Annotated in this window: 11 protein-coding genes; 5 read left to right on the top strand and 6 right to left on the bottom strand. The window is 60.6% G+C overall.

The window, feature by feature from the left end; translation table 11 throughout:
- A complete protein-coding gene (locus FJ950_RS23880) occupies nucleotides 1-1,005 on the top strand; it encodes an ABC transporter permease (RefSeq protein ID WP_140619077.1) in 1,005 nt (334 codons plus the stop codon).
- 3 nt (nucleotides 1,006-1,008) lie between these two features.
- Entirely contained in the window at nucleotides 1,009-1,980 is a 972-nt protein-coding gene (locus tag FJ950_RS23875) for an ABC transporter permease (RefSeq protein ID WP_140619075.1), read from the top strand.
- A 210-nt stretch (nucleotides 1,981-2,190) separates the two neighbouring features.
- Here FJ950_RS23875 and FJ950_RS23870 read toward each other — a convergent pair whose 3' ends face one another.
- From FJ950_RS23870 to FJ950_RS23850, 5 genes are all read right to left on the bottom strand, one after another.
- Nucleotides 2,191-3,348, bottom strand: coding sequence for a sugar ABC transporter substrate-binding protein (locus FJ950_RS23870; RefSeq protein WP_246673918.1), 1,158 nt, complete (start codon nucleotides 3,346-3,348; stop codon nucleotides 2,191-2,193).
- 63 nt (nucleotides 3,349-3,411) lie between these two features.
- Nucleotides 3,412-4,770: a CHASE3 domain-containing protein gene (locus FJ950_RS23865; protein WP_246677751.1), complete on the bottom strand. Its 1,359-nt coding sequence runs from the start codon at nucleotides 4,768-4,770 to the stop codon at nucleotides 3,412-3,414.
- Nucleotides 4,771-4,971: 201 nt separating this feature from the next.
- Nucleotides 4,972-6,099 (bottom strand): substrate-binding protein, encoded by a 1,128-nt coding sequence (locus FJ950_RS23860; RefSeq protein ID WP_140619071.1) that lies wholly within the window; start codon nucleotides 6,097-6,099, stop codon nucleotides 4,972-4,974.
- An 83-nt stretch (nucleotides 6,100-6,182) separates the two neighbouring features.
- Nucleotides 6,183-6,455: a hypothetical protein gene (locus FJ950_RS23855; protein WP_140619068.1), complete on the bottom strand. Its 273-nt coding sequence runs from the start codon at nucleotides 6,453-6,455 to the stop codon at nucleotides 6,183-6,185.
- Nucleotides 6,456-6,545: 90 nt separating this feature from the next.
- Entirely contained in the window at nucleotides 6,546-8,090 is a 1,545-nt protein-coding gene (locus FJ950_RS23850; protein ID WP_246677749.1) for an HD domain-containing phosphohydrolase, read from the bottom strand.
- 1,632 nt (nucleotides 8,091-9,722) lie between these two features.
- Here FJ950_RS23850 and FJ950_RS23845 point away from each other — a divergent pair.
- The 3 genes from FJ950_RS23845 to FJ950_RS23835 are packed head-to-tail and all read left to right on the top strand — an operon-like array spanning nucleotide 9,723 to nucleotide 13,355.
- Nucleotides 9,723-10,937 (top strand): glycosyltransferase family protein, encoded by a 1,215-nt coding sequence (locus tag FJ950_RS23845; RefSeq protein WP_140619064.1) that lies wholly within the window; start codon nucleotides 9,723-9,725, stop codon nucleotides 10,935-10,937.
- Nucleotide 10,938: 1 nt separating this feature from the next.
- Entirely contained in the window at nucleotides 10,939-12,183 is a 1,245-nt protein-coding gene (locus tag FJ950_RS23840) for a glycosyltransferase family 4 protein (protein ID WP_140619062.1), read from the top strand.
- Nucleotides 12,180-13,355 carry a glycosyltransferase family protein gene (locus tag FJ950_RS23835; RefSeq protein ID WP_140619060.1) on the top strand — a complete coding sequence of 392 codons (1,176 nt, stop codon included), beginning with the start codon at nucleotides 12,180-12,182 and terminating at the stop codon, nucleotides 13,353-13,355. Before FJ950_RS23840 ends, FJ950_RS23835 begins: the two co-directional genes overlap by 4 nt.
- A 210-nt stretch (nucleotides 13,356-13,565) precedes the next feature.
- On the opposite strand, the gene FJ950_RS23830 is transcribed toward FJ950_RS23835, so the two are convergent.
- Nucleotides 13,566-14,237, bottom strand: a complete 672-nt coding sequence (locus FJ950_RS23830; protein ID WP_140619282.1) for a class I SAM-dependent methyltransferase — start codon at nucleotides 14,235-14,237, stop codon at nucleotides 13,566-13,568.
- Between the last annotated feature and the right edge of the window lie 185 nt (nucleotides 14,238-14,422).

Here is a 14,422-nt window from a genome sequence, read left to right as displayed (position 1 = left end):
GTGACCGAGCTGACGAGACCCTCAACGGCTAGCGACACCGGGACGCGCGGCTTCGATCTGTTCGGCTTTCTGGCACGCTACGGAATGGTGATCGTGCTGGCGCTGCTAATGGCCTTCAATCTTGCCTACACCCAGAACTTCGCGACGATGCAGACGCTCAACGTTAATCTCACGCAGGTCTGTACAATCGTCATCGTTGCGGTCGGAATGACGCTGGTGATCGCAACCGGCGGCATCGACCTCTCGGTCGGCTCGCTGATGGCCATTTCCGGCGCGCTGGCTCCGATGATCTTCATGGGCAAGATCTTTCCGATTGATAATATCTACGTAGCAGTGACGCTGGCTATGAGCGCGGCGATCCTTGTCGCCAGCTTGTTTGGTCTCTTCAACGGCTGGTTGGTCGCCCGCTTCCGCATCCAGCCTATAGTGGCAACGCTGGTGCTGTTCATCGCCGGGCGAGGGATCGCGCAAGTTATGACCAATGGCAACTTGCAGACATTTCGCGTGCCACAATTCCAATGGATTGGGCTTGCCCGCCCCTTCAATATACCTGCTCAGGTCATCATCATGATGATGCTTGTTGCGGGCGCGGCTTGGATCCTGAAACGCACCGTGTTCGGACGTAGTATCCTTGCGGTCGGCGGCAACGAAAAGGCTTCTGAACTCGCAGGCATTGACGTCCCCAAAATCAAGCTGTCCGTCTATGCCATTAGCGGGAGTTGCGCCGGGCTGGCCGGACTCATCGTCATCGCCATCAACTCCTCAAGTGACGCAAATCTTGTCGGGTCGGGCATGGAACTGGATGCCATCGCCGCGGTCGCCGTCGGCGGAACGTTGCTCAGCGGCGGCAAGGCAACCATTATCGGTACCCTGCTCGGCGCGCTCACCATCCAGCTCGTTCGATATACCCTGCTTGCCAACGGGGTGCCCGACGCTGCGGCGCTTGTGGTGAAGGCGATCATCATCGCACTTGCTGTCTGGCTACAGCAGCAGCATCGGACATAGGCCGTGAACCGCGCCCATCTTGTCCGCATCATCGGCACCTACGGTGTGCTGGTTGCCCTTGCGGGGCTCGTTCTGTTCGGATTCCTGCGCTACGATCGTTTCCTGGGCTTCTTCAACGTCATGAGCGTCATGCGCTATAACTCGATGTTCGCGCTCGTCGCCCTTGGGATGTGCTTCGTCATCATGACCGGCGGCATCGACCTGTCCGTTGGCTCCGTAGCCGCCTTGGGCAGTGTCGCCTCCGCATTGGCAAGTCCTTTTGGGATGCTCCCAGGGCTCGCGGCCGGCGTGGGCGTCGGGCTTGCCGCGGGCCTGATCAATGCCTTCCTCATAACCCGCGGCAAGCTGATGCCATTTATTGCAACCCTCGCCACGATGCTGGCAGCCAGCGGCTCGGCGCTGCTCCTTGCCGGCAATCAAACCGTCTCGGTATCTTACGCCTCAGGGTTCACCAGGATTGGTCAAGGAAATTTCTGGGTGTTTCCTGTCCCGGCGGTGATTGCGGTAACCGCCTATGTGATCGGCTCCGTCTGCTTGAACTATACCAGCGCAGGACGCACGGTGCTGGCAATTGGCGGTGGCGAGGACGCCTCACGCTTGATGGGACTGCGCACTGACCGGGTCAAGTTTCTCGTCTATGCCGCGAGCGGCGGCCTCGCGGGGTTGGCCGGCGTCATCCTTGCCTCGCAATTTGGCGCCGGCCAACCGATCGAGGGCGTCGGCTGGGAACTCTTCGCTATCGCGGCGGTGGTCGTGGGCGGGACGCTGCTCACCGGCGGCTCGGGCTCGGTGTTGACCACGCTTGCTGGCGTCCTCCTGCTGGGCATCCTTTTCAACATCCTGAACTTTGAGAACGGTATGGGCTGGATTTCGCTCTCAGCGTACTGGCAATCCGTAATCCGTGGACTATTCCTGCTTGTCGTCGTCCTTCTTCAAGCGAGGCTGGCGGGAAAGCGTGTTCGGGCGCCGTCGTGACAAGTTCCGCCATCGTGGATCCTCGTGTGGTTGCTAACTTACCCCTCGACCCTCTGAACGCGAGTCGGGGAGCCCCCCCCCGGACAGGAATTGCCTGTCGGGCCTCACGGCCGTGATCGCGGCTGTGCCTTGTACCCATAACTGGCTTTTGAGCTACCCATCTCTGCTGCGCGTTCCATCGTGCGACACGCCGACCCTCAAGCCAAGAGATCACTTCAGCTCTGACGACCAAGGAAAATTCACATACTCGTTGCGGCTGTCGTAACAGATATTTCCATACATCTTCAGGTAGTGATCACGGCGTGCTGGATCGGCGTAAACCGAGGCTGGATCCAGCAAGTCGGCATTGTACCACTCAAGGTTGGCGCGTGTCAGTGCAATGGGAAGGATATCCATAGCCTGCGGGATGCTTTTGCCGTCGAGCCAATCGGCCGCAAACTGCCCCATGGCATACCCGAAAACCGGTGATGACAAGGCGATGCTCGCCTTGTAGGGGCTGTCCGCTTTTCTGATTTCAGAAACCGCCTCTGGCTCGCCATCAATTCCGCCGAGAAATTGATCCGGCCTGTCTTTGCCGGCAGCGCGCAATGCTTCCAGCGCGCCCAGCACGACGGCATCGCCGCCAAGCACCACGTCGACATCGGGGTTGGCGACAAGGATCGTTTGCATCGTGGCGAACCCTCCTTCCTTGTTGACCGGCTTCGGTGCGATGTCGGCTACGATTGTCACGCCGGGAATGGCATTCAGGCCATCTCGCATTGCCGTGAACCGAGGGGCCAGGAACTCCATGGTGTCCTGGGTCAGCAGAACGACCTTGGCCTTCCCGCCGAGCTTGGCCTTGATGTGCTCGATCGCTGCGTCAGCTAGCACCTTGCCTGTACGATATTGCGGAGCATTGAGCAGCAACGTCGCGGGTGGAGGCACGATCGTGCCGACAAACGCTCCCGACCAGATCGCCTGCTGAAGCGAGGGGCCGAAAGCCACCGGATCCGAAGACGTGCCCACGATGGCGCCAACCCTCGCCGCGACGAGAGAGTGAACCTGGTCTATGGCCTTGCCGACGTCATTTTCAGCCAGAACTCTTCGATACCCCAAGCCGCGATTTACTGCCGCCAGGGATAGGCCGTGATCAACCCCCTGCAAAAAGTCCCGGTCGTTTTCCTGTACATAGGCCAAAACCTTGCTCAGGCCGACCGGGGCACTGCATGAGGGTGCATTTGGGTCGAAGACGGGAAACACCGCCCGCCTAGTGATGCCTGGGGCACCTTCCTGGGCGCGCGCCGAAGCAAGCCCGGCCATAGAGGAAATGAGCAGCAGAGCTATCGCTTGGCCGAGCAGCCGGGCAGTCCTCCTCTTTAGACCAAACACCGTTTCTCCTCTCGTCAACGCGCATTCGCTTGACGGTAACTTTCTACTGAGTGGCTCAGCTGTCTACAAAACCGCGGTAGCACGCCGTGGTTTTGTCGAAAACACCAAATGAGCCGCGGTCCCCGGTTGGAGATTGCGATACTCTATCTTGCCGCCAAGGCTGACACCCATGGCATTGATGATCCTGCTGCCCACCCCTGTACCTTTGGCGGGCAGGCCCTCGGCCCTCCCGATGCCGGCGTCCTCGACCAGCAGCTCCGCTTGTTCGCCCGGCAGTGCTGTGAGCCGTACCTGAATGTCTCCCGCCCCATCGGGGTAGGCATACTTGAACGCGTTTGTAACGAGTTCAGTGACCACCACCCCAAGGTTGATGCAGGCATCTGTCTCGAGTTTGATCGGATCTACCTCGTAGGAGAGCCTTACGCCATGTCCCTGGCTTCGAAGCGACGTTCGCAGGTGATCGAGCAGCCCAGCAAGGTATTCGTCGAGGGCAACCGAGCGGACATCGGAAGAACTGTAGAGCCTCCTGTGCACCAGCGAGATCGCGAAGATGCGGTCCTGGGTTTCGGCCAGTGCATCTTTTGACGCATTATCCCCGACTGCTTTTGACTGGAGAGTTACAAGCGATGAGAGCAGTGCCAGACTGTTCGCGACCCTGTGATTGACTTCCGATAGAAGCACCTCGGCCCGGTCGCGGGCCCTTGCCAGATCTTCAGTTCGGGTGCTGACACGTAGTTCCAAGTCGCTGTTGAGTGCATTGACCTCGTCGCGTGTCTTGCGAAGTTCTCTGGTGTAACGAGCGGCTGCATAGGCAGCCCCGGCAACGACGACGACGATGACAAGCCCGCCGACTGCAGAAACAAGCCGCAGCCATCCGCTGTTGGCACGCTGCTCGGCGACACCGGATGTAAGTCGGTCATCCGCCCGCCCGATAACACCCGAGAAGTACACATTGGCTTCGTCCGTCAGAGCCTTACCTCTGTTCGTTCGGAACAACGCTGAGATCTCTGCATCACGCTGGTCGCGCTTGAGTGCTATCGTCTGATCGAACTCTCCGAACTTGGCGGCAACGATTGCGGTGAGCCGGTGCAGCGTCGATTGGGAGTCGGGATAGGAAGTCAGCAACGTCTGCAGCGCTTCGAGGTGGCGCTGCGCTTGGGCTTTGGCTGTTTGATATGGTCCCAAATAGATTTCGTTGCCGGTGATCACGAAACCGCGTTCGGACGCCTCAGCCGTCTGCATTGCATTTCTCAATTCAACCGCCGCGACCCGGGTGTCGCGCGCCGCGATCGCATCATCGAAGTAGGATTGCGCTCTCTGGCCAAGCCAGAAATTTGTGACCACGATGGCCATGAGCGCAGCAAACCCTATGAGCAGGGAGGCGGACGTTAATCGGACAAGGTTACGGCTGGGAACTGACATCAGCACATTCCTGCCCGATTTCGCCTCCATGCGCCATCATGTAGTAACAGCCAATGAGGCGCTCGGCGAGCAAGCGATATCTCCCTCACCACACTGGGTAAGCCGCCTGTTCCGGGAGCCGACAAAAGGAGGACGAGGGCAGCATCATCGAGCCGCCCTCGCCGATTGGAAGAACAGTAATCGAGGTCTGCGCAGTTCACCTCAGTTGCTCGGTTGCAATTCTTCCGTCAGAACGCGCTCGTTCGGATCGATCGGACCCAGCTTCCTGACAACCCGGAATCGACCGCGCTCCGCCTGCGCAATGTACATGTTCATGCGAACATGGTGCTGACCGGGAACCATTTCGGCCGGTCCACCCGGTCCCTCGCTGATCCGAGCGTGATTGAGCGCCGCGATGACGGCGCCCTGCTGGAGGGTACCGGCTTCGGTCACTGCTGCTTCCCACATCTTGATCGCCCGGTAATGGCCGGTGCAGCCGCTGCCTGCTGTCAACATGGCGCTCCCGGCGAAGCGCGCTGTGTAGCGGTTCAAAAGCGCGCGGCCATATGGATCGTCGAGTTCCTGATAGTAGTCGAGGCAGCTGTAGAGGCCTTCGATCTGCTCGGACGGGACGAGGTTGAGAAAGTTCTCGTCAAAATAGGTACAGACGATCCTGCCGCCGCGTTTGCCGAACCCAGCTTTATGCAACTCATCTAGGAACGGCGTCAGCCCCGGCGGAACAATGGTGTTGAACACGACATCGGCGCCGCTGACCATGATCTGCTGCACCGTCCGTTGGAAATCGACGGTATCGAGCGGGAAGTACTCCTCGCCGACGATCTCGCCGCCATTGGCGCGCACGACCCGGCTTGCCGCCTTATTTAGAATGTGGGGCCAGATATAGTCGGCCGACGGCAAATAGAACCTCATTGCCCCGGTGCTCTTCATCAGCCATGGAATCAGCGGTTCCACCTGCTGCGCCGGCACCGGGCCCGTGCAGAAGATCAAGGGATCGTTTTCCTGTCCCTCATACTGCTCGGTGTAGATGTAGAGCGTTTTGCCGCGGGTGACCGCCTCGCTCTTGATGGCGAGGCGGGTCGAGCTGTAGATGCCGCCAACGACCAAGTCGACCCTGTCGACATCCACAAGTTTGGCGGCGCTTGCCTTGGCCGCGCTGTCGGTGGTCTCGCCATCCTCTATGATGAGCTTCACCGGCCGGCCGAGGAGGCCGCCTTTTGCGTTGATGTCGTCGACAAGCATGGTGGTGAGATTGGCATTGGCGATGCCCATGAAGGACAAGGGGCCGGTGAGTTCGGCGATGAGGCCGATCTTAATAGGATTCTGGTTCATCTAATCTCTCCGATATTGTAGGGTTCATCTCCGGGTCTTCGTCGGGCGCCGCCGTGCATGGCCGACGGCGCGTAGCGCGAAGATCAGGCCTCGTAGTGGCCCAGCAGCAGTGCCGCCTGCGGCTTGCCGACATGGCCGGCTTCCTGCAGGATCGCGGGAACCTCCGGATCCGACACGAAATTCTTCCAACCCTCGGCGTCCCAGTCGAAGATGGCCCAGATGCGGTCGGCCTCGCTTGGGTCGCGGAACACGGTTGCGCCGTTCGAGCCGTGCAGTCGGCGCTTGTCGGCGCCCTTGGTGGAAAAGATGTGGATGAAGCGGTCGACGTCCGCCACCTTCGTCGTTGCAAGAAGCATTGAATTTCCTCCTGTCGGTCGCGGCCACCATTGGTCCGTCGACAGGATTAGGATGCGCGCGCCGCAGGGGGCGCACATGGGGTGTATTCCCTATGGCTGCGTTTCGCCTGGCCTGACCAGCCCGTGCTCGACCGCGTAGAGCGCCGCGGCCGCACGGGTAGCCACGCCGATCTTGGAATAGACGCTCTGGATATGGTGATCCGCGGTCTTGGGTGAGATAAGCAGCTTGCGCGCGGCCTCCTTCGCGGTCAGGCCGGCGGCGATCAGACGCAGCACCTCGATCTCGCGCGGCGTCATGCCGGCCAGCGAGCGCGGGGCCGGGCGTCGCGACGGCTGTCCGGCGAAGGACAGTACAGCCTCGGCGGCGTCGGGGCAGATACAGCCCTCTCGAACAGCGATGCGCAGCTGCGCCGCCGCCGCCTCGCTGGACAACGCCTTGCGGTGTGGGCGCTCCTCCCGCGAAGTTTGGTACGCTTCGGCGGCGGCCAGGGTCCTCGCCGCCGGAGAGAGGTCGGAGCCGCCAACTTTGCGGTGATAGCCCGAGCCGTCCAGGCGCTCGTGATGGCGAAGCACGAGCCCAGCAATAGCATCGCCCTGGGGACCGAACGAGGCCAGCGCCCGCTCGCCGTAATAGGCGTGCAACTGTGCGGCGTCCCGCTCGCGGACGGATAGCGGCCCGTTCCGCATCCAGGTTGCCACCGGCACCACCAGTTCGCCAATGTCATGGATGCAGCCAGACCAGCGCAGTGCGCGGACATCGGGCTCGGGCAGCCCGAGGCGTCGTGCTCCACCCTCGGCCAGTTCCGCCACCATCCGCGAATGACCTTGTGTGAACGGCATGCGCATGTCGATCATGTCGGCGACGACAAGGAAAGCCTCGTCGCAAGCCGCCTCGTCCAGCGTCACCGGCGGATCGGGCTCCAGCGCCAGGATCGTCTCGCGGTCGACCGTCGCGCCGATGCCCTCCATCAGCACGGCGGCGTTGGCGGCGACGAGCCGGGCCAGCTCCGCCTCGTAGGCACCATCGCCACGACTGGCGATGGTCTCGGCCATCGCGTCGATGCCGGCCGCGTCGCTGAGCGCAATAGCATCCTGCGCCAAAGTAATCAGGCGCACGGCGGGCAAGACGTCTTCGCCGCTCAGCCCACGCGGTAGGCCCTTTCCATCCCAGCGTTCGTAGATTTGTCCAAGATTGCGCCGGATCTCGTCGGACAGGCCGAGGCGCACGCCGATCCGTTGCGCAACCTCGCAATGGGCGGTGAGTACCGGGCGGGCCACGGCGAGAGCCTGCGACATCGCGGCCTCGATCGCCTTGGCCTGCGCATCTGGGTCGAGATCATAGTAAAGCCGCTTGAAGGCCTGTACGAAGACCCTGCCTAGTTCCGCGCGGTTGCCCATGTCGAGACCGACGAGATCCTGGCGCAACGCAATTTCATCGCCGAAGGTGGCCGACAGAAGGTCCGTGTCGGCATTGCAGCCGACATAGCGCAGCATCGACTGGTGATACGCATTGCGCCGGATCTGCTCCGAAAGGCCGGCAAGCTCGGCGATCCGCATCGCAAGCACGCAGGATTTCAGGGCGAAGTCGCGGGAATGGCCTGTCGCGAGGTCCGATGCATAAGCGAGGACCATCATGAAGTCCGCTCGGCGTATCGAGACTTCTGGCATCGCATACCCCAATCCGCAGATATGCTATCCTAGCGCGCCCCTAACACCAAGGGCAAAAGTCTGAGCCGGATGTGCATGCTGGAGAGGGCGGGGCAGCGACCGTTTGGGGCCCGTCCGCGGCGGTCTGGGTCGTCGTTATCGGGTCAGTGAAATTTGACTTCGAATGTTCCGCCCATTGGGTATTTTCATGCGTAACGCCACGGACGTCTTGACGGACTCGCCGGTAGGTCTAATTTGCGCATTCTCATGTGCCTAGCCCGTCCTTCCCTGTGGCTTGGGTGCATCAACGGCGGTGATTGGGGAAAATCACCGCCGTTTGTATTGGAACCCCAAACAAAACAGGGTTAGCAACCCCTCTTGCCGGTCATGCTGTGCAGCGATTGGTCGGTGTAGAGCGTCGATTGCGGTTGGCATTGCGCAGCAGGATACCGCGCACAACGGCCTTGGTGGCGTGCTGGACGCGAACACGCGGGCTTTGCTACCACGCTCGACCAGACCGACAACAGCGCCCTTCGGCTTCATCTTGCGCTTCAAGCGGGCTGGCCGTTGCGCTGTGGCGAAAGGTAATCGCGGTCCCCGCGCCCCGATGTGGGTTTCGTTCTACGATCTTGCCTTCGCCGTCAAGCGGGCCACGGCTTAACCTTGTCCGACATCGGGTCGCGAATGCCGTGTATAGATGACGCCGAGTAGCTGGGGCGCGGACACGGCTTTCTTGGACGAGGCATTGAGGTGCCAACCCAGCATCCATTTGTGCGGGCCGATCTCGCTCAAACACCGTTCCGACCCTGATAGGGAATGGCAGGCCATTCGTTGCACTTGTAGACGCCGGGGATTTGGGGTCAAGCTTGGTGAGGCGCTCCGATGGCATTGGCGCATCTGGGAAAAACGGACATTGTGGCCAATGAACGGCCACCAAATGGTCGCGAGCCATCTCGGCGGCATGGTCAATTGGGTTGGTCTTGGTGGAACATTGCGAGATAAATGGAGGCCTTGGCGATCGACAAGCACAGGTCTTGCACACCCCACCTGCGGGCGGTGTGTTGCCAGCGATGGCATCCACTCGATTCTTACTGAAATTCCGGCTAGCTTGGGCGGCAGATGACTCAGTTCTGGTCGGTGAATCACAATCAGACCGCCCCTCAAGAGGTTGATGGGCAGCACCTTTGGTCCCCCCAGACCAAGGGCAATGGCGCGCGAAGTGAGTTCCACAACAGATTTGGGCCGTGCGACGCCTGGCGACCAATCAATCGGCTATACGGGCAGGATTGCGGAATTCGCCTTCACCGTTCCGATCCAATCGAGTTTGGAGACACCGAAACTTATTGGAATCAAGAGGGATGATTTCTGCCGATCTTTTGGATACCACGCCCCCTTCGATCCCTCCTCAAACTTCAACAGGGAGTCTCGGCCCGCTCCCGCAAGGCGACATTCCCTACCCGGCAAGTTTCGAAGTCAGACAATCGGGAGGCCTGTCTGACAGGCGTTCCACAGAAGCGATACATTTGAGAATGGCGACCTCATTTTTCACAGCCACGATGGTTTCGAAGCGGCGCGTCGCTCACGGTCCCTCAAGTCGAGAATTCTAAGAGACTTTCAACAATGACCCAGCACACAGAAAACGCTCGAATTCTCATGTACAGCCACGACACGTTCGGGCTTGGCCACTTGCAGCGCTGCCGGACCATCGCGCATTCGCTGGTGGAGGATTTCCGCGGACTTCAGGTGCTTATCATTTCGGGTGCGACTATCGCTGGCGCCTTCGACTACAGAGCCCGTGTCGACTTCGTGAAGATCCCCAGCGTCATCAAGTTGCGCAACGGCGAATACACCTCGCTGGAAAAGGATATTGATCTGCATGAGACGCTGAGGATGCGCCAGTCGATCATCCGCCACACCGCTGAGACCTTCCGGCCGGATATCTTCATTGTCGACAAGGAACCGCTCGGCCTGCGCGGTGAGATTGAGGATACTCTGTCCTACCTCAAGACGCGTGGCACCACGCTGGTGCTTGGCCTGCGCGAGGTGATGGATGCGCCGCACCTGCTCGAGGCAGAGTGGGCGCGCAGGGATGTGATGCGCAAGATTGGCCTGTTCTACGACAAGGTCTGGGTCTACGGGCCGCCGGATTTCTACGATCCGCTGACCGGCCTGGATGTGCCGCCGGCTGTCAGGGCAAAGATGAGTTTCGTCGGTTTCCTGCAACGAAGCTTGCAGCGGAACGAGTTGCCCGGCCACCGGCCCGAGGGCGATTATATCCTGGTCACCACCGGCGGCGGCGGCGACGGTGCCGAATTGATTCACGACGTCATCGATGTCTATCAGCAGGATCCGCAACTGCAGCACAGGGCGCTGATCGTGCTTGGGCCTTACATGCCGGCCCGCAAGCGCAACAAGCTGCTCAAAAAGGGGGCCAAGATCCCCTACATCAAGATGATCGAGTTCGACAACCGCATGGAAGACCTGATTGCCGGCGCTAAGGCGGTGGTGGCCATGGGTGGTTACAACACCTATTGCGAGATATTGTCTTTCGACAAGCCGGCGTTGATCGTGCCGCGCATCGAGCCACGTCAGGAACAACTAATTCGCGCTCGGCGCGCAGCCGAACTCGGCCTCATCGAGCTGCTTTTGCCGCACGAAGCCAAGGACTCCCAGCGATTCGCCGATGCACTCGTGGCGCTGCCGGATCGGCCCCGCCCCTCACAGAGTAATCCGCATCTGACGCTAGAAGGGCTGCCTCACATTTCCGAGATTGTCGCGGAATTGCTCGACCGGCGGGCCGGCCATCACCTTTCGGTCGTTGAAGGAACCAACTGACTTGCAACGTCGCAAGATCGTCGTGGTCCTGAAGGGCTATCCGCGGCTGTCGGAAACTTTTATCGCACAGGAACTGCTCGGTCTGGAACGCGCGGGGTTCGATTTGATACTCGTCGCACTCAGGCGGCCCACCGACGCAAAACGGCACCCCGTCCATGACGAGATCAAAGCGCCGGTCCACTACCTGCCGGAATATCTGCATGATGAGCCGCTACGCGTGCTTCGCTCGCTTTGTGCCTATTTGCCGCGGCCGAGCTTCTGGCGCGCGCTCGGTTCGCTGGTAGCCGATATCTCCCGCGACTTTACGCGCAATCGCGCACGCCGCTTCGGGCAAGCGCTCGTGCTGGCGGCCGAATGGCCGGAAGAAGCGGGATGGTTGCATGCGCATTTCGTGCACACGCCGGCATCGGTGACGCGCTACGCCAGCCAGCTTCGTAGCCTGCCCTGGAGCTGCTCAGCCCATGCCAAGGACATCTGGACTTCGGCGGACTGGGATTTGGCTGGCAAACTTTCCTCGGCCCGCTGGACAGTCACCTGCACGAAAACCGGCTTCGATCGTCTGAAAAAACTCGCCAAAGGCAACTCGTCTGTGCATCTGAGCTATCATGGGCTCGACCTTGATCGCTTCGGAAGTTTTGGCGACGCGCGACAACAGTATGACGGCTCGGAGCGCGGCGGAGCGGTTGTCGTTCTGAGTGTCGGACGGGCCGTCGAAAAGAAAGGTTACGATACCTTGCTGGAGGCCCTTGCCCTCTTGCCTGGCGATTTGGCCTGGCGTTTCGAGCATATCGGCGACGGCGAAGAACTGGAACGGCTCAAGGCGCTGGCGCAAAAACTCGGCCTGGATGATCGCGTCGCCTGGAAAGGGGCGCTTGCGCAGGAGCAGGTGCTTGAGCACTACCGCTGCGCCGACATCTTCGCCCTGGCCTGCAGGATCACCGCGAATGGGGACCGGGACGGCTTGCCAAATGTTCTTGTCGAGGCAGCTAGCCAGCGGCTCGCATGCGTGTCCACCGATGTTTCTGGTGTGCCGGAGCTTATATCGCCCGATGAAACCGGGCTGCTGGTACCGACAAACAGCCCAATCGCCCTGGCACAGGCGCTGGAGCGCCTGATCCGGGATCCCGTCCTGCGCGCCCGCCTGGGCGACGCCGCAGAGCGGCACGTGCGCGGCAATTTCGATCATACGGCGAGCATTGGACAACTCAAGGAATTGTTCGAGCGCGAGTGGCGGGCCATCGATTGAAGCAGCTCCGTGCCTTCCTCTATGTCCAGCACCTGCTCGGTATCGGACATCTCGCTCGCACCAGCCGCGTCGCGGCGGCTCTGGTCGATGACGGGTTTGACGTAACGATCGTGACCGGCGGAGCGCCGGTCGCAGGGTTTCCGGGACCGGGGGTAAAATCTGTAACCCTGCCACCTGTCACCTCCGGTGATGAAACATTTTCCGGACTTGTCGATCTGCAGGGCATACCCGTCGACGATGATTTCAAGAAACGCCGTTCAGAGATGCTGCTCCAAGCATTCCGGGATTGCAGGCCTGATGTCGTGATTGTCGAGGCGTTTCCATTTGGACGCCGGCAGATGCGATTCGAACTCTTGCCGCTGATCGAGGCGATCAACGCGACGTCGCCCAAACCGCTGCTGGCGACGTCCATCCGTGACATCCTTCAGGAGCGCGTGAAGCCGGGCCGAAATGAGGAAACGGTTGATCTCGTCAATACGCACTTCGACCTTGTTATGGTCCACGGCGACCCGGCTTTTGCAACCGTCGACAAGACATTTCCACTGGCCGGGGCGATCAAGGCCGAGGTCACCTACACGGGGCTCGTTGCCGCGCCGCCCTCGCCCCCGGCCTCCGAGCGCTTCGACGTTCTGGTGTCAGTTGGCGGCGGAGCTGCCGGAAGCAGCCTTGTAAGCTCCACCATCGCAGCGGCGCGGAATGCCAAGAACGGTTGGAAATGGTGTTTGATCACCGGCCCAAACCTGCCGAAAGACCAGTTTGACGCGATCGCACACGACGTCACGCCGGGCCTGTCCATCTTCCGGTTCCGCGAGGATTTCGCGAGCCTGCTGACAGCTGCCCGCCTGTCCGTCTCGCAGGCGGGTTACAACACGGTCTGCGATGTCCTGCGCGCGGGTTGTCGCTCCCTGCTCGTCCCATTTGCAGCCGGCGGTGAAACAGAACAAACGGTTCGCGCCCTGCTGCTTGAAGAACTCGGTCTTGCGACGGTTGTTATGGAAAGGGACCTAACGCCTGAAGGTTTGGCGAAAGCGATCGAAGCTGCGCTTGTGGCACCTAGACCATCCGCGCATCGCCTCAATCTGGACGGCGCCCGTCACTCGGCGCAAATCCTGCGCGACCGGCATCGAACATGGTCCCTAAAACAGGGCCCCGGCTTCAAGAAAAGCTCATGATCAACAGACGATGGATCCTAACGCGGTTCCTCGTTTCGCGTAAACCTTTGAACCGCTCTACCTCCTTGTTCTGCCGCAAGTCCGAACGGAGAGCCGTTCACATGTTCCTGGAATTTGCTCTAACGCGTGTCGCTTCTGGTGAGCTTCGTGCAAGGCGCTTCAAGGACGTGTATTAATGCCCCAAACCGCTACGCAATTTTGGGCGAAAAGCTAGACAGTTCCGATCAGCATGAAGCGCGTATAATTTTTGGTCGGCAGCTCGCCGGAGAAGCGCACCTCCCGCAGTGCCGCCATTGCTTCGAAGGCTGCCAGCGAAGCCACGCAGTTGACGTGCGTCGGCTCGCTGAAATAATCATTCGATTGCAGCAGAACATTCGTGCCCTGCGGAAGCAGCGCAAGCCAGGCGCGCAGATCGGCTATGTGTTCGCAGCTCGTATTGACGGTCAGGTCGGGACGCCCGGCCGCATAGTCGAGTGCGTACATATCTGCCGTCATGGCCCGGAACCGGTCGCCGGCGTCCCGGTTTAGCGTCAGGGCGACGGGCGCGACTTCGGGATCGATGTCAATGCTGTCGACCGCCGCAATGTCGAAGCGGACATCGTTGAAAAGCATCGCCGACAACACGCCATACCAACCACCCAGAACCCATATGCGCCCGAAGCGCCCGCCGCAGCTGTCGAACAGCCGATCGAGCGCCCACATCTTGCAGGCGACCTGTTTGTGGTTGAACGCGTTGCCCATATCGGCGTTCGGATGCTGGGCGATGACGCGCGCCAGCCCTGCCACGAGAGGTCGGTCGACATAGGCCCCAATTCCGCGCGTGAGGTCCAAGGCTTGCTCGCGCCAGTCCATGCCGGCATTGCGTGGTTGCGTGACATCCATCATATTCGTCTTGTATGGTGGGATTTCGGGCGACACAACGCAATCTTGCCCCCCGCAAGGCCGTTTTGATCCGCGGATTTGATTATGCTGTTAGCCGCTTCGCCATTGCCCGGTGCCGGAGAGAGCCGGCTGCATCTGTCGGGACCATCGGCGTCGTTCGTGCACTGCATCTTCGAGCTTGTCAT

Source organism: Mesorhizobium sp. B2-3-14 (assembly GCF_006442175.1).
Lineage (GTDB): Bacteria > Pseudomonadota > Alphaproteobacteria > Rhizobiales > Rhizobiaceae > Mesorhizobium > Mesorhizobium australicum.
The sequence above is the reverse complement of the archived record's forward strand: the minus strand, read 5'-3'. Positions and strand labels throughout refer to the sequence as shown.